At 40.2% G+C, this 24212-nt stretch carries 25 protein-coding genes; 18 read left to right on the top strand and 7 right to left on the bottom strand.

Annotated features, from left to right (window positions below; genetic code table 11):
• Positions 1-111: 111 nt before the first annotated feature.
• Both ABJV04_RS16370 and ABJV04_RS16365 read right to left on the bottom strand, forming a co-directional pair.
• Positions 112-480, bottom strand: a complete 369-nt coding sequence (locus ABJV04_RS16370; protein ID WP_348492657.1) for a YtxH domain-containing protein — start codon at positions 478-480, stop codon at positions 112-114.
• A gap of 20 nt (positions 481-500) precedes the next feature.
• Positions 501-674 carry a hypothetical protein gene (locus tag ABJV04_RS16365; protein ID WP_348492656.1) on the bottom strand — a complete coding sequence of 58 codons (174 nt, stop codon included), beginning with the start codon at positions 672-674 and terminating at the stop codon, positions 501-503.
• 445 nt (positions 675-1119) lie between these two features.
• Between ABJV04_RS16365 and ABJV04_RS16360 the strand changes: the two genes are divergently transcribed.
• From ABJV04_RS16360 to ABJV04_RS16310, 11 genes are all read left to right on the top strand, one after another.
• A complete protein-coding gene (locus tag ABJV04_RS16360) occupies positions 1120-3048 on the top strand; it encodes an ATP-dependent DNA helicase (protein WP_348492655.1) in 1929 nt (642 codons plus the stop codon).
• Between the two features lie 4 nt (positions 3049-3052).
• Complete coding sequence (gene tsaB / locus ABJV04_RS16355) at positions 3053-3736, top strand: tRNA (adenosine(37)-N6)-threonylcarbamoyltransferase complex dimerization subunit type 1 TsaB (protein WP_348492654.1); 684 nt, start codon at positions 3053-3055, stop codon at positions 3734-3736.
• A gap of 122 nt (positions 3737-3858) precedes the next feature.
• A complete protein-coding gene (locus ABJV04_RS16350) occupies positions 3859-4179 on the top strand; it encodes a hypothetical protein (protein ID WP_348492653.1) in 321 nt (106 codons plus the stop codon).
• 297 nt (positions 4180-4476) lie between these two features.
• The gene (locus ABJV04_RS16345) at positions 4477-5118 is read left to right on the top strand and encodes a Slp family lipoprotein (protein ID WP_348492652.1); all 642 of its coding nucleotides are present in this window, start codon (positions 4477-4479) and stop codon (positions 5116-5118) included.
• Positions 5119-5261: 143 nt separating this feature from the next.
• Positions 5262-6116, top strand: coding sequence for an alpha/beta hydrolase (locus ABJV04_RS16340; protein ID WP_348492651.1), 855 nt, complete (start codon positions 5262-5264; stop codon positions 6114-6116).
• A gap of 95 nt (positions 6117-6211) precedes the next feature.
• Positions 6212-7864, top strand: coding sequence for a long-chain-fatty-acid--CoA ligase FadD (fadD, locus tag ABJV04_RS16335; protein ID WP_348492650.1), 1653 nt, complete (start codon positions 6212-6214; stop codon positions 7862-7864).
• An 86-nt stretch (positions 7865-7950) separates the two neighbouring features.
• Entirely contained in the window at positions 7951-9099 is a 1149-nt protein-coding gene (gene rnd, locus ABJV04_RS16330; protein WP_348492649.1) for a ribonuclease D, read from the top strand.
• Entirely contained in the window at positions 9099-9380 is a 282-nt protein-coding gene (locus ABJV04_RS16325) for a YcgL domain-containing protein (protein WP_348492648.1), read from the top strand. Before rnd ends, ABJV04_RS16325 begins: the two co-directional genes overlap by 1 nt.
• A gap of 9 nt (positions 9381-9389) precedes the next feature.
• Positions 9390-10379, top strand: a complete 990-nt coding sequence (locus ABJV04_RS16320; RefSeq protein ID WP_348492647.1) for a lytic murein transglycosylase — start codon at positions 9390-9392, stop codon at positions 10377-10379.
• Positions 10380-11054, top strand: coding sequence for a fumarylacetoacetate hydrolase family protein (locus tag ABJV04_RS16315; RefSeq protein ID WP_348492646.1), 675 nt, complete (start codon positions 10380-10382; stop codon positions 11052-11054).
• Positions 11051-11602 carry a YcgN family cysteine cluster protein gene (locus tag ABJV04_RS16310; RefSeq protein ID WP_348492645.1) on the top strand — a complete coding sequence of 184 codons (552 nt, stop codon included), beginning with the start codon at positions 11051-11053 and terminating at the stop codon, positions 11600-11602. Before ABJV04_RS16315 ends, ABJV04_RS16310 begins: the two co-directional genes overlap by 4 nt.
• 54 nt (positions 11603-11656) lie before the next feature.
• On the opposite strand, the gene dsbB is transcribed toward ABJV04_RS16310, so the two are convergent.
• Positions 11657-12181 carry a disulfide bond formation protein DsbB gene (gene dsbB, locus ABJV04_RS16305; protein WP_348492644.1) on the bottom strand — a complete coding sequence of 175 codons (525 nt, stop codon included), beginning with the start codon at positions 12179-12181 and terminating at the stop codon, positions 11657-11659.
• Between the two features lie 23 nt (positions 12182-12204).
• Positions 12205-13791 carry a sodium/proton antiporter NhaB gene (gene nhaB, locus ABJV04_RS16300; RefSeq protein ID WP_348492643.1) on the bottom strand — a complete coding sequence of 529 codons (1587 nt, stop codon included), beginning with the start codon at positions 13789-13791 and terminating at the stop codon, positions 12205-12207.
• A 263-nt stretch (positions 13792-14054) separates the two neighbouring features.
• Between nhaB and fadR the strand changes: the two genes are divergently transcribed.
• The 3 genes from fadR to ABJV04_RS16285 all read left to right on the top strand — a co-directional run bounded on the left by fadR (position 14055) and on the right by ABJV04_RS16285 (position 16081).
• On the top strand, positions 14055-14765 hold the full coding sequence (gene fadR, locus ABJV04_RS16295) for a fatty acid metabolism transcriptional regulator FadR (RefSeq protein WP_348492642.1): 711 nt from the start codon (positions 14055-14057) through the stop codon (positions 14763-14765).
• 260 nt (positions 14766-15025) lie between these two features.
• Positions 15026-15379 (top strand): phasin family protein, encoded by a 354-nt coding sequence (locus tag ABJV04_RS16290; RefSeq protein WP_348492641.1) that lies wholly within the window; start codon positions 15026-15028, stop codon positions 15377-15379.
• 105 nt (positions 15380-15484) lie between these two features.
• The gene (locus ABJV04_RS16285; RefSeq protein ID WP_348492640.1) at positions 15485-16081 is read left to right on the top strand and encodes a hypothetical protein; all 597 of its coding nucleotides are present in this window, start codon (positions 15485-15487) and stop codon (positions 16079-16081) included.
• Positions 16082-16374: 293 nt separating this feature from the next.
• On the opposite strand, the gene ABJV04_RS16280 is transcribed toward ABJV04_RS16285, so the two are convergent.
• Entirely contained in the window at positions 16375-17862 is a 1488-nt protein-coding gene (locus ABJV04_RS16280) for a DUF3336 domain-containing protein (RefSeq protein WP_348492639.1), read from the bottom strand.
• A gap of 446 nt (positions 17863-18308) precedes the next feature.
• Between ABJV04_RS16280 and ABJV04_RS16275 the strand changes: the two genes are divergently transcribed.
• The gene (locus tag ABJV04_RS16275) at positions 18309-19511 is read left to right on the top strand and encodes a DUF445 domain-containing protein (RefSeq protein WP_348492638.1); all 1203 of its coding nucleotides are present in this window, start codon (positions 18309-18311) and stop codon (positions 19509-19511) included.
• A 71-nt stretch (positions 19512-19582) separates the two neighbouring features.
• On the opposite strand, the gene ABJV04_RS16270 is transcribed toward ABJV04_RS16275, so the two are convergent.
• Positions 19583-20347 (bottom strand): ParA family protein, encoded by a 765-nt coding sequence (locus ABJV04_RS16270; RefSeq protein WP_348492637.1) that lies wholly within the window; start codon positions 20345-20347, stop codon positions 19583-19585.
• 331 nt (positions 20348-20678) lie between these two features.
• Between ABJV04_RS16270 and ABJV04_RS16265 the strand changes: the two genes are divergently transcribed.
• Together ABJV04_RS16265 and ABJV04_RS16260 are read left to right on the top strand one after the other, a co-directional pair.
• Complete coding sequence (locus ABJV04_RS16265; RefSeq protein WP_348492635.1) at positions 20679-21329, top strand: TetR/AcrR family transcriptional regulator; 651 nt, start codon at positions 20679-20681, stop codon at positions 21327-21329.
• 28 nt (positions 21330-21357) lie between these two features.
• Positions 21358-22857, top strand: a complete 1500-nt coding sequence (locus ABJV04_RS16260) for a wax ester/triacylglycerol synthase domain-containing protein (RefSeq protein ID WP_348492634.1) — start codon at positions 21358-21360, stop codon at positions 22855-22857.
• On the opposite strand, the gene ABJV04_RS16255 is transcribed toward ABJV04_RS16260, so the two are convergent.
• Positions 22854-23579, bottom strand: coding sequence for a DUF1439 domain-containing protein (locus ABJV04_RS16255; RefSeq protein WP_348492633.1), 726 nt, complete (start codon positions 23577-23579; stop codon positions 22854-22856). The genes ABJV04_RS16260 and ABJV04_RS16255 overlap by 4 nt on opposite strands.
• A 224-nt stretch (positions 23580-23803) precedes the next feature.
• Between ABJV04_RS16255 and ABJV04_RS16250 the strand changes: the two genes are divergently transcribed.
• A partial coding sequence (locus tag ABJV04_RS16250; protein ID WP_348492632.1) for a GMC family oxidoreductase N-terminal domain-containing protein occupies positions 23804-24212 on the top strand: 409 nt, incomplete at its 3' end.

The raw sequence follows: 24212 nt of genomic DNA, 5'->3' as shown, positions 1-24212 counted from the left end.
TTCGCTTTTAACGGGTTTAAACTAGTGACATTTAGGAAATAAAAAAGAGCGATAAATCGCTCTTTTTAAGAATGACATAAAGTGTCTCATTTTAAAGACACCTAATTGTAATTAGTTACAATCAGAAACGTCACCACCAGTTTTTTCTTTCATTTTGATGCACGCTTCTTTCATTTTATCAGCGCCAGCTTCTTTCATTTCTTCTACTTCATCGCCAGCATCTTCCATCATTTCTGATGCTTTTTCTTGTGCAGCATCTTTCATATCAGAAGCTTTTTCGCTAGCTTCGTCCATCATGTCTGACGCTTCGTCTTTAGCGTCGTCCAAGTAATCTGAAGTTTCTTCCTTAATATCTTCCATTTCTTCAGTCATTTCAGCTTTGGTTTCGCTGGTAGATTCTTTTTGGGCTTCTGAGCAGCCTACAAGACCTAAGCTAGCTAAAAATAGTGATAATACAATTTTCTGATTGATTGTTTTCATTGTGTTTCCTTTAGTCCATTTTAAAGTGCAGTTTCTTTTTTAAGTGATCGAGCAAAGGTTAATGTCACAAATAAAAAGATACCAACGTAGCATATCGTAGAGATTATAGCTGACATTAACATACCAGATAAGCCGGCAGGTTTGAAAATTGCCATCAAGGTGACAACAGTCGCTAAGATTAACCAGAATAACATAATCGAACTCCTTTCTAAGTGCCACTTGAAACAACTGGTTTTAAACCTGTCGTTTCCATCAATAAAAACAGAAAGGTAGCAAGTAAATCTTACTGTTTTATGATGAATAAAATAATATTCTAAGCATTGCTTATTCTGTGCCAAAACTGTAACTAATTGTTTTATATTGCTATTTTTGTGTTTCTATATGATCCTGTAAATTATGCCTCATAAATTTGTCTGTTTTTTAATACACCTTTGGTGCGAACTGTCTTTTTTGGGGCAATTTTTTAAGCCATTGAGCTGCATAAAGCATTGGCATAGATTATCTTCCCCTAACATTATTTCGATTTTTTTGGCATACTCACCGCCAATTTCTCCCGCTCATAGGCTGGAGAGTAATTTTCGATAAATGGATAACAATAGTGATACTAATTTGTGACAGTAACAGACAGGCAAGCAGTGCATGAGTAAAACGTCAGAGTTGTTTGCCGAAGACGGAGTATTGTCTACCGCTATTGCCGGATTTAGTCCCCGCGCATCACAAATTGCCATGTCTGAAGCCATTGAGCAATGCATTGACGATCAAGTGCCACTTATTGTTGAGGCTGGTACAGGCACGGGTAAAACCTTTGCTTACTTGGCTCCAGCGATGATCAGCAATAAAAAAGCCATAATCTCAACGGGCACCAAAAATCTGCAAGAGCAGTTATTTCATCGAGACTTACCTTTACTCAAGAAAGCCTTAGCCAGTAATCGGCAAGCCGCGCTGCTTAAAGGTCGTTCAAATTACCTTTGTTTACATCGATTAGGCCAACATGGTGGTAATAGCACGCTTTTAGAGCGGGCAACCTTAGACGAATTAACCCAGGTGAGGCAATGGGCCTCAACTACTAACACTGGGGATATGGGAGAGCTAAAGTCTTTGGCAGAAAATGCCAGAGTTTTACCGTTAGTTACATCTACCGTTGATAATTGTCTAGGTCGAGATTGTCCTGACTATGAAGATTGTTATTTAGTTAAAGCCCGCAACAAAGCAATGGATGCGGACATAGTAGTGGTGAATCATCATTTATTTTTTGCTGATATGGCACTCAAAGACACAGGCTTTGGAGAACTTATTCCTGAAGCCGATGTGGTGGTGTTTGATGAAGCCCATCAAATACCTGACATCGCTAGTGAGTATTTTGGTGAAGCTCTTTCCAGTCGACAAATTCATGACTTAGCCCGAGACATTGAAATCATAAAACGAACGCAACTCAAAGACGCTGAACAATTGGTAAAAGTTGCTGAAAAATGTCGTTTGATTGCTGCTGACTTGCGGATTTTATTCCCGGTTACCCCTGAACGAGGCAATTGGCGACAAATGCTGAAACGGCCTGAGGTTGAAGTTCAAATTAGTAAGTTAGACGAGTCGCTAACGGTGCTTTACGAAGTCATAAAAATCCATTTAGGTCGAGAGAAAGAACTGGATACCCTTTTCGAAAGGGTGACACACGCCAAAGCGAAGCTGGCGGTTTTAAACGATGTTAATCAAAAAGGTGTGAGTTTGTGGTACGAAACAACGCCGAAGCACATTGTTTTGCATTTAACGCCTCTAAGCATTGCTAAACGTTTTGCTGCCTTTATTGAAGAACCAAAACGAAGTTGGATTTTTACTTCTGCTACCTTGATGGTTGATGGCGGCTTTGCTCATTTCCAGCGTTTAATGGGGTTAGATAATGCCAAAACATTGGCCTTGGATAGTCCCTTCGATTATCAACAGCAAGCGGTATTGTGTGTACCTCGCTATTTACCTGAACCTAGCAGTTGGGAAATGCGACAGCATCTTCTGGAAGTTGCCATTACGCTTATTAAGGCAAGTAAGGGACGCTGTTTCTTGCTGTTTACATCTCATGCAATGCTGAAAATTATTGCCGAAAGTTTACCTGAACATATTGATAACCCAATTCTAGTGCAAGGCACGACCACTAAACGTGCGTTATTGGATGAATATGTTAGCAATAAACAAGCGGTGTTATTAGGTACTGGTGCATTTTGGGAAGGGGTTGACGTCCGTGGTGATGATTTAACCTGCGTAATGATCGATAAACTTCCGTTCGCCGCACCAGATGACCCACTTTTGCAAGCGCGTATTGAAGATTGTCGAAAATCTGGAGCGAACCCGTTCGCCCAAATACAGATACCTCAAGCGGTTATTTCCCTAAAGCAAGGAGCTGGGCGACTCATTCGTGATGAAGAAGACAAAGGGGTGTTGGTGATCTGCGATAATCGACTAATAACCAAAGATTATGCAAAAACCTTTTTAGCTAGTTTACCGCCAATGAAGCGCACCCGAGACCTGTCGGTAGCGGTAGATTTTTTAACTGAATTAAATTCCTCTGAAGGCCTTTGAATTAATGAAAATACTTGCGATAGATACAGCCACTGAAGCCTGTTCGGCGGCGATTTCTGTAGATCAAAAAACGGATTCAATATTTGAAGTGTGTCCGCAACAACATAGTCAAAAACTATTGCCCATGGTTGAACAGCTACTAGAGCGCAACGAGCAAACCCTGGCCGCAATTGATTATCTGGTGTTTGGACGTGGTCCTGGCAGTTTCACAGGCGTGCGCATTTCAACCGGTATTATTCAAGGTTTGGCATTGGGCACTGAAAAGCCCGTTGTTGGGATTTCTACCTTAGCCACCATGGCACAGCAAGCAATTGATGAGACTCAGGCGACTTTAATTGCAGTCGCCATAGATGCGCGAATGGATGAAGTATATTTCGCGCTTTATCGTAATGAAAATAATCTGGCCTGTTTGCTTGGGGAAGAGCAAGTGCTTGGCCCTGATGCGGTGCTTGAGCTACTAACAGATAAACCGGACGTTTTATGCGGAACAGGTTGGTCTGCTTATGAAGCCTTTGAAAACGTTGTTGCACAAGCTGGACAGCCAACCATTTTATATCCAAGTAGTGCAGCTATGATACCGTTAGCAATAGAGGCAATTGGGCAAGGCAATGTTAGTGACGTAGAAGATATTCAACCGGTTTATTTGCGAGACAAAGTCACGTGGAAAAAGCTGCCGGGTAGGGAATAGTTATACTAACTAGATTGGTTTAAAGAGCCATTTTTCTTTTTTTGAATAAGAAAGCCTCTTGTGCATGATAATTGCAGTTTAAAATGGTTTGACAGATAAAAAGGATGCAAGAGTTTAGCTAAGTGGAAATTAAATCTTCGTTGGTTGCTGCGCAAAACCAACTGACCATTACACCAACTGCCCGTGAACCGCAAAAACAAGCGGAAGCACAAGAGCAGAAACAGCAAAGACGTGACACTGAGTTGCCACGTCAGCAGGTTGTCGCACGTCAAAATTCCCCCGAAGCATTTGCCCAAGCTGAACGTTTTAGTCAACAAAAAAGTGGTACATCACAACCTCAAGATTTTAGTGCTCGCCAGGCCATCGATGCCTACCAATCTCTGGCCAAAGAAAATCAACGGAGTGAAATTCAATCACTCTTAGGTATTGATACTTTCGTTTAATTTCTAACTTTTGAACCCCAGAAAAACAATATTCGGTGTAATATTTTTCGCTGATTTGTTATGGTGATTGGTAATGTTTAGGGCTTTTATATCCTGAAATAACGTTGATTCATCCAAATTTTAAACGAATTGCGAGAATGGGGTGTTACTATAAACATCTATCTAATTGATTATGAGATGGAGTGTAAGAGCCATTGTTTTTGTGGTTTAAACTCGAGTAGATCATAAATCCAGAATCTATTCACGCTCGTATGAATTAAATTAAGTAAGCTAAATCAAGCGGTAAAGGGGATTCTCATGTTAGCGAAAATCACGGTATTTCTTTCAGTTGTACTGATGGCGGGTTGTTCTACCATACCTGAAAGTATTCAGGTAGAAGAGGGGGCGACTTTACTCGAATACCAGCAAGTTACCAACAATCCCGAAAGCAATATCGGAAAACTAGTTCGTTGGGGAGGCGTTATTGCCGAAGTGTCCAACTTACCGGATGCCACTATGGTTGAAGTGGTGGACTTTCCATTGCGCTCCTATGGTCGCCCTTCTATCTCAAATCAAAGTATGGGTCGTTTCAGAGTTTATATCGACGGTTTTATCGACCCTATAGTCTTTGAAAAAGGTCGATCAATTACCTTTACAGGAACAGTTATGGGCTCGGAAGAAGGTATGGTGGGTGAACATAAATTTGTGTTTCCTACTATCCAATCAAGTGGATACCATCTTTGGAAAGAGTTAGAACAGGTAAATGTGAATAGCATAAGCATGTGGCCCTATGGGAACTATTGGGGATGGCCATATCGACCTTATCATCAACGGGTTATCATCCGTCGCACCAGTGATAGTCCTTCAGGCGGCGCTTCAACACCAAGTAGGACGATACAACCAAACAGCAGACCACAGTCACGAAATAACAGTGTCAGAACTACTGATAAAGAGCGTTAGATTCTGATTTTATTCCAATTATAAGTAATAAAGATAACTGTGTATCACGGCGGATAATTTCCGGTGGTGGTAATAAAGTGTTAAAAAGCGGCATGTAATTGCCGCTTTTTTGTTTTTCACGAAATGCTTAATAGGACACTAAAATGCATGATTTCAGGTTTTCTCTGCCTAACCTTGAGTTAGCAGGACTCGCAAATGGACACACCGATAAACCCTTAATTATTGCTTTGCATGGTTGGCTAGATAACGCGGCGAGTTTTATCCCTTTATCCAAATATTTGAATGATTACCACTTGGTTGCCATTGATTTTGCCGGACATGGGCTATCCAGTCACCGCAGTGCTGATGCTCATTATCATCAAATTGACTTTGTTCATGACTTACATGAACTTGTATTGAGCCAAGGGTATAAGAATTTTATTTTGCTGGGACATTCAATGGGCGGAATTGTCGGTTCTATGTATGCCAGTAGTTTTCCTGAATTTGTGTCTCACTTTATTACCATTGAATCTTTCGGTCCCATGTCAAAAGATGCGCAAACTAGCCCATTGCAAATGCGTGAAGCCATAGAGAGTCGTATGGAACTGCAAGCTAGGGAAGCAAAACATCCGAAAAGTTATGATTCTGTCGTTAAAGCTAGAGCCTTAGCAGGGGATCTAACGGAAGAGGCCGCCACCTTATTAGTGAATCGAAATTTACTGGAACAAAATGGTGAGCTTCGTTTTCGCACCGATAGACGGCTTCGGACACTCTCCTCTGTTCGTTTGACGGATGAACAAGCCAAACACTTTATGCAAAATATTCAAGCACCCACGCTGGCCATTATGGGAACCTCAGGATATGAAGTTATGCGTGAAAAAGTGCAAGAGAGACTTGAATGGGTGGCGAACCTTAGTCATGTGACTTGTGAAGGGGGACACCACCTACATATGGATTATCCGGAGGAAATTGCGACTAAAGTGCTTAATTTTTTAGCGGCTAATCCATTAAATCAATAAAATTAGGCAACAATCAGGTCTTACCTGTATTAATTTTAATGTTCATTCGTTAAGATCATGTAATCGTATCGAGAAGCATAAGCCCTGGAGGCACAATGGACAAAATTTGGTTAGAGCACTACGACCCTAAAATTCCTGCAGAAATAGACCCAGAGCGTTATTCTTCAATAGTCGATATATTTGAACAGTCTGTCTCGACTTACGCTGAAAATACTGCGTTTATCAATATGGGACACAGTATTACGTTTGCACAGCTAGACAAGTTATCTGCGCAATTTGCTGCTTACCTGCAAGGACAAGGATTACAAAAAGGTGATCCCGTCGCCATTATGATGCCCAACATCATTCAATACCCAGTGGCATTGTTCGGCATATTGCGAGCGGGATTGACAGTGGTCAATGTAAACCCTCTATATACCGCTCGAGAGTTACAACACCAATTAAAAGACTCCAATACTAAAGCCATTGTTATTATTGAAAATTTTGCTTCTACGTTAGCGCAAGTCATTGAGCAAACTAATGTTCAAAAAGTATTGCTGACGCAAGTCGCTGATATGTTCCCAGCACCCAAGCGTTGGGTGATGAATTTTGCAGTAAAGTACATTAAAAAGATGGTGCCAAAGTTCTCCATTGCCAATACTGAAAACTTCACTTCTGCAATTAAAAAAGGCGCTTCCTTAACCTATACCAGACCTGAAATAAACAATGATGACATCGCTTTTTTACAATACACCGGCGGTACCACAGGGGTCTCAAAAGGAGCCATGCTTACTCATCGCAATATGGTGGCTAATTTAGAGCAAATTTCTTCTGTGCTAGAAACGGTAATCGAACCAGGGAAAGAGCTGGTGGTCACTGCTTTACCGCTCTACCATATCTTTGCGTTGCAAGCCAATTGCCTGACCTTCGTGAAGTTTGGTTGCCCAAGCTTGTTGATAACCAATCCTCGAGATATGAAAGGCTTTGTAAAAGAAATGTCGGAACATCACTGGACTGTGATTACCGGTGTGAATACCTTATTTAATGGATTGCTTAATACACCGGAGTTTAATGACCTCGATTTTTCAGACTTAAAATTTGCCTTAGGTGGCGGCATGGCGGTGCAGCGTCCCGTAGCTGAAAAATGGGAAAAAGTGACCGGTAAGGTCCTGTTAGAAGGATATGGTTTAACCGAATGTAGTCCAGTGGTGAGTGTTAACCCTCCACAACTCGAGAGTTACAAGGGGTCTATCGGTTTGCCAGTTTCTTCCACCGATATAAAATTATGTGACGATGATGGCAACGAAGTACCTATGGGCCAACCTGGAGAGATGTACGTCAAAGGTCCACAAGTAATGAAAGGTTATTTAAACCGTCCTGAGGCAACCGAAGATGTTATTAAAGATGGCTGGCTATTAACAGGTGATATTGCGACTGTTGACGAGCAAGGTTACTTTTACATCGTCGATAGAAAGAAAGATATGATACTAGTGTCCGGGTTTAACGTATTCCCCAATGAGATCGAAGAAGTTGCGGCTATGCACGAGCAAGTGGTGGAAGTCGCGGCAGTTGGTGTGCCAAGTGAGTCATCTGGTGAAGCCGTTAAACTCTTTGTTGTACGAAATTCAGATGAATTGACTGAAAAAGCCCTGATCGCTCATTGCCGTAAAAACTTAACTGGATACAAAGTGCCAAAATTTGTTGAATTTAGAGACGAGCTTCCCAAGACAAATGTTGGTAAGATACTCCGCAAAGAGTTGCGCGATTAACTTAAACGAAATCTTCTCGTATTTCATTTAATTCAAAAAAGCCGACTCATGTCGGTTTTTTATTTTCTAGGTGTCCATCTTTTCATATGCAATATACCCTTATAACTACTTTCGACGCATTACAATCCTTTTGTGATCAGGCCAGTAACGCTTCTGCTATTGCCGTTGATACGGAGTTCGTGCGAACTCGAACGCTGTATCCTAAATTGGGCTTAATCCAAATTTTTGATGGGACCTCGTTGGTGCTTGTAGATCCGCTAGAAATTGAGGATTTATCTCCTTTAGTGGAGCTGTTAGCCAATCCAGATGTAGTGAAAGTCTTGCATTCGTGTTCAGAAGACTTAGAAACTTTTTGGCATAGTTTGAAAGTGATCCCAACCCCTATATTTGACAGCCAGTTTGCTGCGTGTTTATTGAATAAAGGGGCGACACTGGGCTACGCCAACCTTATTGAGCTGATGCTAGATATCAAACTCGATAAAGGAGAGTCGCGAACAGATTGGATTGCGCGCCCGCTAAGTAAAGAACAATGTCAATACGCGGCCAATGACGTACTTTATTTGTTGCAAATTTATCCTCAATTGAGCGAACAAATTGCGGCACTGGGGCGTACCGAATGGATTTATCAAGAAATGCAGCAGTTAGCATTGAAGAAATCCATCAACCTACCCTCGGAGCTGGCTTATTTAAATATTAAAAACAATTGGAAGTTGTCAGGCATTTCATTGTATTTACTCAAAATCTTAGCTAAGTGGCGAATAGAGCAAGCTCGAATACGTGACTTGGCTTTAAATTTCGTTGTGCGTGAATCTAATTTGGTTGAAGTCGCTCGTACGTTACCTAGCCACAAAGGCGCTATTTTTGCCATTGATGGTATGACTCCTCAGGAAGCACGTATCCACTCAGATGCTTTACTGAGTATGGTTGAGGAAGCCAAGGTTGCGCCTATTGAAGTATATCCTCCACCGGTAGAAAGGTTGATGACCCATAAAGGCTTTAAAAAAGCTTCGGCTGAAATCAGAGCCTTGTGTCAAGTAAAAGCGGACCAACTTGAGATCCCCGTTGAAGTCTTAGGATCAAAAAAACAAATCCAACAATTGTTGAAATACCATTGGCATCAACAAGATGAATTACGCGAAATGGGGTTGAAGCCTGATTTAATTAAAGGCTGGAGAGGGGAGTTGTTAGGTGATGAAGCTCTCAAAATAGTAGGCAAATACGGGGAGATAAGATAATGCTGGTTTATGTTTATAAAAGTAGTAAAAAGCAGCAAACGTACCTTTATGTTTTGCAAAAAGACAACTTTGAAGATGTGCCAAAACCCCTTATGCAAACCTTTGGAACGCCTACATTTGTGATGATTTTAGCTCTGCAAAAACGGCAAAAGTTAGCACAAGTGGACATTGATAAGTTGACTACCGAATTAAATTCAAACGGTTTTTATTTGCAACTTCCCCCACCTGAAGAAGATTTGCTAAAAGCACATAAACAGTCTCAAATAAAAAATAAAGGTTAAACAGGCGAAATGATCAAACGAGTGAAAGCGCATTGGGTTCTATTTTTAACTCTGTTGTTGAGTTTGCCCTTACATGCTCAAAAATCAGAAGAAGGTTACGGTGTTTATGTTGAGCAGCTTAAGAGTGAAGCGATAGTCGAAGGTTTCGATGCACAATTTGTCGAACAGGCTTTTGCCGATATCACATTCTATAAACGCGCGATTAAAGCAGATAAGAATCAGCCTGAATCTAAAATTACCTTAGACAAATACTTACGCACTCGGGTACCAGATTGGAAAGTTAAGCAAGCCGTCGATTTGTATCATCAACACCAGCAAGTGTTGGATAAAATTGGTGCCGAATATGGCGTGCAACCTCGTTTTATCGTGGCGTTATGGGGGAACGAGAGCAATTTCGGCAAGATAATGGGGAATTATTCCATCGTGTCTGCATTATCAACCTTAGCTTATGAAGGTCGCCGAGAGGCTTTTTTTAAAAAACAGTTGTTTGCTGCTCTAACCATTTTAGAACAAGGTCACATTCAAAAACCACAGTTTCTCGGCTCTTGGGCTGGAGCTATGGGGCAAAGTCAGTTCATGCCAACCTCCTTTCTAACATACGCTGTTGATTATGATAACGATGGTAAAAAAGATATCTGGAGTAATCCTGAAGATGTATTTGCATCCATTGCGAATTATTTAAGCAAAGAAGGTTGGGATGACAGTATTACCTGGGGACGACAAGTTCGTATTCCTGCTGACTTTGATTTGAGCCTAGCCGGTTTAGCTAAGTCAAAAATGCAGCCCTTGAGTGCATGGCAAGGATTAGGTGTGAGACGCTATGACGGCTCTGATTTGCCCAATGTTGATTTGCAAGCCTCATTAATTATGCCCGATGATGAAAATGGCCGAATTTATTTAGTTTACTCAAACTTTCATACACTTATGCGCTGGAATCGCTCTACCTATTTTGGCAGTGCGGTGAGTTATCTAGCTGATCGAATTAAAAAGGGGTCTTAAATGGCATATTTGCATAAAAGTATCAGTGGCCAAGCTATTCAATTACCGGTTGGCAAAGTCGTGTGTGTTGGGCGCAACTATGTGGATCACGTCAAAGAGTTAGGAAATGAAGTTCCTGATAATCCGCTATTATTTATGAAGCCTGCTACCAGTTTATGTGATGTCAATGATCCCATTTTATTGCCCTCAGACACCTTGGGAAGTTGTCATAACGAGCTTGAGGTGGCTATTCTAATTCAGTCTCCCCTAAAAAATGCATCTCAAAACGAATGCCTTGCTGCCATCTATGGCGTGGGGTTGGCGCTGGATTTAACCCTACGAGATTTGCAGGCTAAACTGAAATCTAAGGGATTGCCTTGGGAGCGGGCTAAAGCTTTTGATGGAGCCTGTCCGGTGTCGGGTTTTCTTGAAATAGAAAACGTTCCCGACCTGCAAAATCTGGAATTTAGTTTGCAGATCAATCAACAACTCCGACAACAAGGAAACACGTCTTTAATGATCTGGGATGTGGTGTCATTGTTGTCACAAATCAGTGAAATTTTCACCTTGTTGCCTGGCGATATAGTGTTAACAGGCACGCCAAAAGGTGTTGGTCCCTTATATGCTGATGACGAATTGAGTTTGAATTTACATGATCATTTTAGCTTAAACAGTAAAGTGCTGGGGGAAAAATGAGCTTAGAAGCAAACTTCTGGCAGCATAAAACATTAGAACAAATGAACCGTGAAGAATGGGAAGCGGTTTGTGATGGTTGCGCAAAATGCTGTTTACACAAAATCATTGATGAAGGTGCCTCTGAAGTTAGCCTTTCTAACGCAGATGAATCTGATGACAGCACCTCATCAGAAGAGGATGTTCAACAAGCACCGCAACAGGCTAAAGCCGAAGAGTTACATTTCACCAATGTTGTGTGTAGTTATCTAAATACCAAAACATGCGCTTGTACTCAGTATGCAGACCGTGATGAACTGGTGCCAGAGTGTGTCACTCTTTCACAGGATAATCTTCATCAGCTTGCTTATATGCCGCCCAGTTGCAGTTACCGGAGGCTTAACGAGGGCAAAGGTCTTCCAAGTTGGCATCCTCTGCTGCATAAGAACAAAAAATCTGGAATGCACAAAGCTGGTATGTCTGTAAGGGGCAAAACCGTATTTGACCGAGATGTTGATGAAAGAGACTTTGAAGATCACATTGTAATTTGGCCATTAAACGAAATCGATTAACTTAAGCGTTAATCGATTTCTACATTTAACTTTTCGTTTTAGATAAAATAATAGTTAAAAGCTACGGCGAGTAAAAAGACGGCTAAACAATACAATGGAAAACACTGCCGTATAAATTGCAAATACAACAATCATCCACTCAGGCATGCTCATATTCATAAATTCCCAATCAATATTGCCGCAATCACCAGTGGCAGCAAACATATTGGGTAACCAATTATGCAGGGGAAGAAATGACGGGAAGTTAGGCACAATTTCACAGGATACGAAAAAAGGATTCGATTCGTTTTGGATCCCCACATGTTCAATAGCAATAAACATCCCCCATATTGCCGAAACCCCCCAAGTCACAAACCCAATAAAGCGTGTGATCAGATTGTTTTTAAGGGTAGGGAGCAAGCCTGCGAACAGCAAGCCAAACACCGCTGTCCGTTGATAGATGCACATAATGCATGGTTTGAGATCTAAACCGTATTGAAAAAACAGCGCGGTCACAATTAATGCCAAAGCAGATAGCATTAGCGTCAACCAAGCCCATCGTGTTGACGCTAAACTACCCAAGAATACAAATATATTCATATTGATGATTCTTATCCTAATACTTAATGGGCACTTGCTGCGCCCGCTGCTTCACCTGGAACATGGTGGTTGATCCAGTTCAGGTTATATAAAACATCTGTTAGTTCCTGTAAACCAAAGTAAGTTGCCGCCAAGCCAACTAGGGTTAATACAATGGTAAACGGAAATGCCATATAAACCATAGTACCGTAAGACAAGCGTAATAACGGCGCAATAGCGGAGGTTAACAAGAACAAGAAAGCAGCCTGACCATTCGGTGTGGCTACACTGGGTAAGTTTGTACCAGTGTTAATAGCAACGGCTAACATATCAAACTGATCGCGAGTGATTTGGCCATTATGCAGCGCAGTCGTAACTTCGGTTATGTAAACTGAACCTACAAACACATTGTCACTGACCATGGATAGCACACCATTGGCTAAATAGAACATCACCAGTTGAGTTTTACCTTCGAAGGTCAATACGTAGTTAATAACGGGTGTAAATAAGCCCTGATCGATAATCACAGCCACAACACCGAAAAATATACAAAGCAGCGCGGTAAAAGGTAAAGCTTCTTCAAATGCTTTACCAATGGAGTGCTCTTCAATAACGCCACACATGGTAGTCGCTAAAACAATTACAGATAAACCAATTAGACCAACTTCGGCTAAATGCAGTGCTAAGCCTATAATTAACCAAATACCGATTAAAGCTTGGGTAAACAGTCTAGCGGTATCTAATTTAGTCCGTTGTTTGTCCATTTGCGTGTTGTAGTCACTTAAAATCCCGCGGACAACTGGAGGCAGCTTAGCGCCATAGCCAAACCAACCCATTTTTTCGACGAAATAAGCCGTTAGTAACCCAGATATAAACACTGGTAGAGTAATAGGCGACATACGAATAAAGAACTCGCCAAAGCCCCAAGATGCTTTATCGGCAATGATTAAGTTTTGCGGCTCACCAACCATTGTCATTACACCGCCTAAAGCGGTTCCTATGGCAGCATGCATCATAAGGTTACGCAGAAATGCTCGGAAGTTTTCTAAATCATCCCGACTTGGCTGGGCTATCTCATCGTCACTGGAGTGGTCATGATCGATGTTAAAATCTTTTCCTGAGGCAACTTTATGGTAAATACTATAAAACCCTAACCCCACCGCGATAATCACCGCTATGACTGTCAATGCATCTAAGAAAGCGGATAAAAAGGCCGAAGCAATAATAAAAGCTAAAGATAATGCTCGTTTGTTTTCTATTTTAATCAATAGCTTAGTAAACAAGTACATTAGCAAGTCTTTCATGAAGTATATGCCAGCAACCATAAAGACTAGTAGTAACACCACACTAATATTGACGGTTATTTCGTGGTACATATGAGAAGGAGAGGTCATCCCTATAAAGAGGGCCTCAATGAGTAGTAATCCCCCCGGTTGTAATGGGTAACACTTTAACGCCATTGCTAGGGTGAAGATAAATTCCAACACCAATACCCAGCCTGCCACATAGGTGCTAACGAAATAAAACAGAATGGGGTTTAATATCAAAAATCCGACAATAACTTGTTTATACCAATCCGGTGCATGGCCTAAAAAGTTCTTGTAAATAGCTTGAGTCATAGAAACTTGCATAGGGGTGTCCTTTTACTCATCGATTTGAAGTGCAATCGCAATTATTTATCCCTTCATTTTTAAAAGGTAAGCGCAATAAATGCAAGGTAATTCTGTTGTTAATCAGTGAATTGATACTATTTGAACAGATATTGCACACCTTTGCGACCGATAAAGTCTATTAAATATTTAACATGTTGTTAAAGTTTCGTTGTTCCATATAAAATTCATCTGGTACAATCAGTTATAACATGACACTAAAATGATAATAAGAGAGCCGTTGCATGATTTACAAGGCACAAAGTCCAGCAGGATTTGCAGAAGAATATATTGTTGAGTCAATATGGAGTGGACGTTTCCCTCCAGGAACGATATTACCCGCAGAGCGTGAGTTATCAGAACTCATCGGCGTAACGCGCACAACTCTCCGTGAGGTATTGCAAAGACTGGCTCGAGATGGCTGGCTAACAATTCAGCATGGTAAACCCACTAAAGTGAATAATTTTTGGGAAACTTCGGGCTTGAATATCCTTGAGACACTCGCTCGTTTAGATCAAGAAGGAATTTCCGAACTAGTGGATCATTTGTTAGCCGCTAGAACAAACTTAAGCGCTGTTTTTATTCGTGGTGCAATCAAAAATGATGCACAGCGAGTTAAGGAAATTCTAAAAGGATATAAAGATATCCCTGAAGAGGGCGCTGCTTTTGCAATGTATGATTATCGAATTAACCACGATATGGCGTTTGCATCAGGAAACAAAGTCTATGTATTAATGATGAATGGGTTCAGAGGATTGTACTCCAGAATTGGTGGATACTATTTTTCTTGCCCTAAATCGCGGGAGTTATCACGTAACTATTACCAGAAGTTAATGGAGCTAGCTGATACTGGTGAATTTGATAAAGTTGCTTCTGTTGTTCGTGAATACGGAATTGAGTCAGGTAAAATCTGGCACGAGATCCGCGCTGAAATGCCCAACGACCTAGTTGACTAAACACACTGTTGTATATTCGTTTGTTTTGAACCATGAATATGCAACCGTGTTGACCTTAAATTAAAGGATAGAAAAACAAATATCGAAAAATCCTTTAAGCACCATTCTGCTACTTTTTAATTTTATAATTAAAATATCATTATTTTTCAACACTTTACCTTAAAGTCTCAAATTAATTTAGATTATTTTGAGACTTTAGTATGCGCTTTCTAATTTTGATCGTTAATCTTAATCACAGTCAACAAATCGAGGAAATAATCATGACAAATTTAGACGCAATCAAAAGTAAAGTTTCAGACGCTGAAGATTTTGCACGTAAAATCTGGTTAGCTGGTTTAGGTGCTTATGGTAAGAGTTTTGATGAAGCTCAAGGTCAATATGAAAAGTTGACTACCGAAGCAGGTAAAGTCTTTGAAGAGCTAGTTGAAAAAGGTGAAGTATTAGAAACTGAAGCCAAAGCTAAAATCAAAGCTAAAACTAATGTTGAAGAACGTGTTTCTGAAGTACGTAAAAAACTTGGTTTAGACGCTTCAAGTTCAGAAGATAAAGTAGAAGAGCTTTCTGCAAAAATTGATGCATTAACTGACGCTGTTGCTAAATTAGCAGCTAAGTAATGTAACTAAGCTCAGGCGTTTTGTAGGCTTTAATCTATAGGATTGAGGTTTACAACGCCTGAACTGATAAATGTGTTGAGAAGTACGAAAAACGTCGGGGGAGTTATGAAAGCGATAAAATCTGTTGAAGAAAGCGGGCGTAAATCCTGGTTAGCAAGTGTTGGTGCCTATGGAGAAAGTTTAAATAAATCTACAGATGCACTGGACAAATTGTATACAGATGGCAATGCTTTAGTACAAGACCTGATTGTACGCGGTGAATCAGTGGAAGCGGATCTTAAAGCTAAACTAGAACACAGCTCAATATTTAAGGGGAAGTCGATGTTAAAAAGCAAAATTGCAATGTTCAAAAGTAAAATGGGCATGCAAAGTCACAGTCGCGAGATTCAATTAGAAATACTCTCCAATAAAGTTGATAATTTGATCGATGTTGTGGCCAAACTTGCACAGCAAAAAGCCGCTGAACAAGCTGCTGCGAAATCTACAGCTAAGCCGGCAGCCGCTAAAGCTTCAACCACTGCAGCTAAGCCTGCCAGTACCCGCAAGCCAGCAGCAAAGAAAACCACTGCGACCAAGTCGACGGCTGCAAGTAAATCAACTAGCACAGCAAAAACGACTGCTACAAAAACAACTACTGGTACTACGCGCAAACCTGCTGCGAAAAAAGCCCCAGCTACCAAAAGTACCGCTGATAAAGAGTAGTTTTTAATTTAGGCATTAGGCATGTCTTTAGGTTGGTATTTTAAACAAAGCACTTTTATTTGAGTGTATTGAAACGCATAATCCAGTCAAACGAGACACAACTAGTCAGCCTTACAATTAAAAAAATCCCCAGTTAACACTGAGGATTTTTTAGTTTTCACTGCTAATTGAGCAGACTATTCATATTCATCAAAAGATATCAACGGGCTAAATCGGCCAGTTCGAGACCTTAGTTAAATTTTCAAAATAGCCCATTCTCTAACATCATATTTTCTGCCTTCGATTGACATCTATTAAGCAGACTTTGGTGAGTCTACTAAGCGCAGCCCATTGTGCTGAGTTAAAACTCTTTCTTCTCTGCTCTTTAGCTTTTTAAGATACTTACTGAAGGTTTTACTAATTTGAGTATCTCGCTTGATGCGATCAATTTGCGGCCAAGTCGCTCGTTCTGCACCTGATATTAATTTTTCAATGCTGCGCAAAGAGGGGTTCGCTAATATATGTTTTAAACTTGCGAAGCCTCGTTCCGGTAAAATATTAATATCTCCCACATATTGTTGATCAATGATGGAGCGTAACTTGTGAATACCCAACTTAGCGCCTTTGTGTGAAGTTACACCTTCTAGAACATCAAATGCATAGATGCTATTCATCTTGGTGATATTTGCAATGTGCCGCCAAGTCAAAGCGGCAATGCCTCTTGTGTCTTTTTTATCTCGGGATAAAAAGGGCACGGCAATAGGGTTAGTTTGGCTCACAATACTATGGTTAACACCATATAGACGGGCCAACTGTTTAAATGGCATATCAGCCATTAAAGAGCCATCCGCGAAGCGACGATTTGGAATGTAAGGTACAATTTTACCGTTTGCCTGTTTGGCTTTTAATTGTACAGGGCTAAACACCAATGGAATTGCACATGACGCGCGAACTGCTTGCGTAATAATTGCGTTAGGAGAGGTTTTGGCATTAAGTAGACGAGAATATTGATGTAAATCTGACGGTGAGACCGTCACAGTCACATGGCGACCTGTTTTTTTATAAGCTTCTTCAAAAGTCATTAAATCGAATAATTCTATTAATGCATTTTCGAGGTTAGAGCTGTCCATTAGGCTATTTCGACCAAAGCCCTGCCAAATTCGCCAATTGCTGAATTTTTCGTAAATATTCTGAGGTTCTAGCGCCTCTTTCAACTCTTCATTGGTGCGGGTAGCAATCAAACTTGCGATAATTGAGCCAGCACTTGCCCCTGAAACAACATCTGGGAGTAAATCATGCTCACTTAAGGATTTAACTACGCCACCATGAAAAAAACCTAAACCTGCGCCGCCACTTAACATTAGACAACTCTGTCCAAATGCATGGGCAGTTTCATCAAAGAAAGATAGCTTCTCGTAAAAATCAATTTCAGATTCATCTGCATGGTATATAAAATCTAAAGACTCACATACTTGGTCGATAAATTCTTGAATCAGGTATTTAGTGCCGATTTTGCTATGATTTTTAATCGCAGAGTTGGCTATATTACCTAAATTTCCGTGGATACCTTCATGCAGTATCGACATCAATCCTAGTGCATCACCTCGAGAGCGAGCTAATTTAATGCGTTGCACTCGTTTACGAATAAGACGGTAGTCATACTCTTTGCAAGCGTCTTTACTTTTCCATTCTTCAGCGCCAGATATTTCATCATGTTCCTGGCAGGCTTCCTTGTACTCTTCATAACTTTCTGCATGTTTGATTGCAGCATTTAATTCCCTAAGGGAATCCGAGTAAGCCATATGGTTCAACCTATTTAACCCGGTAAACGTTTTCGTACCAGGACTATCAAATTAAGAGGTTTCAAATCTGATTATTGAATCAATAAATTTAGATATTTGAAACGATATATTTAGCTTTGGATTTAAAAAGCTAACATTACACAAGCTAAATAAACATTAGCAATTAGTATGCTTTATTAATAAAACAATAAATTAGAAAAGGCTACCCAATTTGCATGAAATGATAAGATTTCATGCATTTTCACCTGATCCATAATTATAGTATTTATAATCAATAGCATAAATTTGATTGACCATTGTAATGGCAAAGTTTAGCCTGACCTAAGGAACTAGCTTAGGGTAAACTTAGAGGCGTTGATTTATTAAGCAGCAGACTCTACTACTTAGCTATCTATCGAGTTTGTTTTTCATTTCTGGCTAACTAAATAAAGGCATCCACGCTACTTATGCAATGGATTTTAGAAAATTACCTGTTGTTGCTGATCCCTATCACCAGTGGAATAGTTGGTTGGGCAACTAACTTTCTTGCAGTTAAAATGATGTTTTATCCAATAGAATTTATTGGTGTTCGTCCATTTTTTGGCTGGCAAGGGCTGATTCCAATGAAACGTAAGGAAATGGCCGAAATAGAAGTAGAACTAGTTTTAGGAAAGTTACTTAGTGTCCAAGAACTCGCTGATAGAATTGAAGCAGACAAGTTAACCGCATCCATTCAACGTCGCCTTAAACAAGTATTAAGAAAAATAGTCAATCAAGTTATGCAGGAGTCAGCACCGCAAATGTGGGCGTCCATGCCTGTACAAGCGAAAAACTTGGTATACAAACGAGTTGAAGCTGATATTCCCAATGTCGTTGCCAAAATGGTAGATGATTTCAAACACAATGTGGATGAAATACTGGATATCAAAGAATTGGTGGTAGAGCACTTAGTTAATGACCCCGAGCTTATTAATGAAATTTTCTTGAGGTCGGGTGAAAAAGAATTTCCGTTTATTGAGCGCTCTGGTTTGTATTTTGGTTTCCTGTTTGGTTTACCCACCATGGCTTTCTGGTACTGGTTCCAAAGTTGGTGGATTTTGCCTCTAGGTGGTTTAATTGTCGGATATGCCACTAACTGGATTGCAATTAAAATCATTTTTGAGCCTAAAAAGCCCATTCGTTTTTGTGGGTTCACCTTTCAAGGTATGTTTTTAAAACGTCAAAAAGAAGTCTCTGAGGTGTACTCGGAAATCATTGAGAAAAAGTTAATCAATTCTAAAAATATTACCGACATTGTGTTGCACGGCTCAGGCTCAGAGCAACTTTTGGAATTGATTGAACTGCACGTTAATGATGCTATCGAGCGTTATGTGGCAATAGCTCAACCATACTTCGCATTGGGGGTTGGTTCCGAAAAGTACTATCGAATGAAAGAGCTTGCGGTAAAAATGATTTTCGATAGCTCTGATAAATATCTGCAATATGCCCACGAATATGCCAATGATGCCCTAAGAGTGGGCGATGATTTGTGCGCTAGAATGCAATTACTCACCCCAGAAGAGTTTGAAGGCGTGTTGCGGCCAGCTTATCAAGCCGATGAGTGGAAATTGATTGTGGTTGGTGCAATTCTTGGGATGATAGCCGGCTTTATGCAACTCTATTTGATTTAAGATATTTAGCGGTATTAACTGCCGCTAATTTTTCGTCTCTGTGTTCATACCCTAAGGTCTGTTTACTCACCTTACTTTTCAATGAGATTAAAGATGCCGACTAAGGATAATGTCAATTTATGTTTAGGGGCGAGTTTTATCAATGGTTGTTTAGCTTGATGGGATTCCCGCATTTTTACTGATTGAGCCACATATTCTGGTAAAACCGGGTAATCTTCGTCTAATAGTTCATTGATAATTTGTTTGGGAAGGTTTGCATTGCTCATAAACTGATTGGCAATAATACCTTCTATGCTTAAATTCGGATTATGATCTTCTTTAATTTCAGCAATTTTCTGTTGCAGACTGTATAAACCTTGTCGGGCAAAATCATCACAATCAATAGGAATTAAACAACGAGAAGCGGCAATAAGAGCTGATAAGCTATAGAAATTGAGAGCAGGCGCTGTATCAATGTAAATACGGTCATAATCCTGTTCAAGGGCTTCCAGTGCTTCTTTTAGTTTATATATTTTATGTCTGCTGTCTAACTCACTTTCTAATTCAGACAAGCGCTCTGAACCAGCAATAATATCCAAGTTTTCTATTTTAGTTGGCTGGCAAAACGCTTTTGGTGGCTTGCGATGCAAATGAAACGTAATGGTTTGTTCAAATAGGTTAGCAATAGTGCAATCATCATCCTTTTTAATGGCGTCAAGGTAGGCTGTGCTATTGCATTGGGTATCCAAATCGACCAATAGGGTTTTTAGACCATTGTGCGCTGAAATTGCCGCCAGGTTAACGGTTAAACTCGATTTGCCTACGCCACCTTTTTTGTTAAATAGCACTCTAATCAATGGGGTTGCCTCTGGGTTTTAGGTTGCTGAAAAAATGGTTTGTTTGCTTTTACAAGGGTGCGACCTTTGCAATTACACATCTTGAATATTTGCTATCTTGTAGTTAAATAATAAGGTTAATGAACAGAAAGTAAACATAATTTACCGCAATCATGATTCAAATGAATAACCTACTAATTTATTTGTAGCACTTGTAAGTTGTTAATAATTTATGGAATGATAGGTAAAAATATTATTGGCCTAAAGCGCAACCGCTACCTATTTCCCTGTAAGGGGTTGATGCTTTCATCGGCTATGTAAGAAAATTTTCGACTAACTTTGGTTGTTCACTATGAAAACGGCAGAGAAAATACTAGTCACTTCGTTGGATTTATTTAACCAACACGGGGAGAGTAATGTCAGTAGTGTTGATATTGCAGTTGAGTTAGATATCAGTCCCGGTAATCTCTACTATCACTTCAAAGGCAAAGAAGTCATAGTGGCAGCACTTTTCGATTTGTATAAAAATCAGATAGATACAGCATTTAATTCAGCTGCTAACAAAGACTTGAGTATCGAAGAGTTTTTTTATTTTTTGTACGTTATTTTAGAAAAAGGCCATCATTTCCAATTCCTATTTCATAATCAGGCCAATCTGGCTGAGAACTACCCCTTGGTGGCTAAAAAGTTTAAGTTGCTGATACTCTCACAAGAAAAAAGCATTGAAAAATTAATCACGTTTTTCATTCAAAACGGCAGTTTAAAGGCCAGTTTTCATCAAGGAATACAGATTGTTGAGCTGGTTGGTCTAGTGTTTACCCAATCAGCGAACTATTATGCTTTAAAAGGTCAAAATATCAGCGATGAAACTCACTTGTATAAAGGCTTAGCTACGATTCTATTTGCGGTATTACCATATATTAATCTACCGCCCGGGGAGCTGCATCATTTGCAAGACGCAATCGCAACTCAAACTTTGGTTAGCGCGTTAGGCGCTTCCTAAAAATCCGTACGTTTAAGGAATATTGAGATTGAGTAAAAAACTATCATTTCTCGACAAAACATTTTGGATTACTGAGTCTGAAGATAACCCAAAACATGTTGCAAGTTTGCAGCTTTTGGAAATGCCAGAAGATGCTTCCCCTAGCTATGTTGAAGACCTATGCACAGAGGTGAAGAAATTCGATAAAGGCGTTAGTCCTTTCAACGGCACCGTCAAAAGTTTCATGGGCTTTCCCATTGGTCTAAATGAAATTGAAACTTTAGATATGGACTACCATGTTAAATATCATGTAGTTGACGATGTAAACGACAAAGAAGCCTTACACAAGTTTGTCGCCAAACTCCATGAACAGTGGTTGGATCGCGATAAACCACTCTGGCAGTACCATTTTATTACTGACAATCACAGTAACGTGTATGCCATCTATGCCAAGGTGCATCACCTATATGGTGACGGCGCAACGTTAATTCGCTGGTTCCAAGCTGGCTATTTACCAGAAAAAAATACAGATACTTTTATCCCCGTATGGGCCGCTAAAAGACGCAGTCGAAAACGCAGAAAATTAGGAGTATTAACCTTAATTTTTGGTGGAGCCTTTGAGCTATTTATGGTGGTTTTTGACTTACTTTACATTGTGTTGCGTTTACTGATGAAGTTGACTCGAATCAATTCAACCTACATGCCTTTGCCTTTTTCAGGCACCAAAACCTTATTAACAGGCCAAGTTAAAAAAGGTAGGGTTGTTTCAACGGTAGATTTAAATTTTGCGCGGGTGAGAGGCTTAAGTAAGCGTGCTAGGGCATCTGCAAATGAAATTTTACTCTGTTGTTTTGACATTGGTGTTCATCGGTTTTTAATGGATAGAGGGCATACTTTTAAAAAAGCCCTATACACCAATATGCCAATTAATTTACGTAAACCGGGAGATCAAGCCGCAGGCAACAAAATTGCCATAGTGCCCGTGCGTTTGGCCCATGGTAAAAATGATCCTTACTTACGCTTACGCCAGATTATTGAGAATCACCGCATTGTGAAACGGGCAGCAAAACGCTCCAGACCTTTAGCCTTTAGCTACTACACTGTGTTGATACAGTCTTATTCGCTAATATTTGAAATGTTAAAGTTATCTGACTTTGTCCGTCCTATTGCCAATATTCTGATTTCTAACGTACCTGGTCCCACAGATGTGCGTTATTTAAAAGACAGTAAGTTGTTAGCTTGTTATCCCATTTCAACCATGACACCTGGGGGCGGAGTAAACATCACGTTAATTACCTATGCTGGCACGGCTAATGTGGGTATTGTGTGCTGTGATAAGAACGTCAAGTCGTTGGAAACTTTATCTGTTTATTTCACTGAAGCGTTTGAAATGCTTGAAAAATGTATCGATGATCCTTCGTTGAATATTGATGATATAGGCGAAAGAGTGCGACAAACCGATCTGTCTATTGTCGATGATGAAGTCTATGTGGATGATGCTGAACATGAGCATTTGGATACGGATGAAGCAACAAAAAAATCTGCTTAGAATTTAAATCTAATGCAGCGCTGCTCAACACAAACTAACTGGCCGTGTTGAATGAATAAGGCTTCCTGCCAATCATTCTCGTCCAGTTTGTAGACGAACTCGGGGTTCTGTTTGGTTTCATCTAATAACTTTATAATCTGAGGTTTATGGTAATCCAGTACCCGTTGTTTGCTTCCCGATAAATATAAGTGTAGATAGTCAGCGGCAACATCTGAACTGCCGGCGGTCATTAAACCTAACGCTGACTTAAAGGTACCAGATATTAAGTTTTGCACGCTTTTGGGAAAGACTAAGGCGAGTAATTGCTTGGAATCGTTAAGTAATGCATATTCGTCATTCACTAGCCTGATTGAATCTAATTTCAATGAATCAATAACCACAGTCTTGTTTTCAGCATTATATTTTGGAATGACATCTAAAATAATCAGCAAGTGGGCACGGTAGAGAGGACTGCCTACGGCATCAATATCCAGACTTGAATAGAGTTGCACTTTTATCGTGTCGCTATTGCGGGGAATATCTATCTCGACATCAAGAATAGTAAACCTGCCTTTACCTACAGGTACTTCTACGTCGAGAGTTTGCGGAAAATGCGGCCTCGCCAATGCATTTAGCTCTTCAATGGTGTAATCCACATGGCGTATTTTACCTAACTTGATCATCCACTTAGCCATCCATTTATGAAAGCCTAATGAAAATCGTTTGCGAAGAGTTTCTGCCACTTAGTTATTAACTTATTTATCCTAATCTATTGCTAAGTGTGAGTGTGTGGGGGTTTTAATGTCAAGTTAGACGTTATTTATTTATGCCGTATTGTACATTAAAGTAACAACTGGATTTATTTTTTGGTAAACTGACTGGTAAGACATCAGAGCAGTTGCGCTGATCTGTGAACTAAATTACGTATTTTTCTGTATCCATTAATAACTGTGAAGTAGAAGCCAACATGCAAGCATTAACACAAACCCAATTTGACTTTATTATTATTGGTGCAGGGTCGGCAGGGGCGGCATTGGCTTCTCGTTTAACTGAAAACCCTCATGTTCAAGTGTGCTTACTTGAAGCGGGCGGAAAAGACAGTAACCCCTTAATTCATATTCCCTTTGGTCTGTCATTGCTTTCACGGATTAAAAATGTCGGCTGGAATTACAATACCGCAGCACAAACCAACCTAGATAATCGAGAGTTATATTGGCCCAGAGGCAAAACCTTAGGCGGTTCTAGTTCAATCAACGCCATGTGTTACATACGTGGTGATCAAAAAGACTATGATGACTGGCAAGCCCAAGGTGCACAGGGATGGGATTGGCAGTCTGTTAAACCCTACTTTATTAAGTCGGAACGTCAACAACATG

Origin of the sequence: Aliiglaciecola sp. (assembly GCF_039982535.1) — a bacterium.
Classification (GTDB): domain Bacteria; phylum Pseudomonadota; class Gammaproteobacteria; order Enterobacterales; family Alteromonadaceae; genus Aliiglaciecola.
The sequence above is the reverse complement of the archived record's forward strand: the minus strand, read 5'-3'. Positions and strand labels throughout refer to the sequence as shown.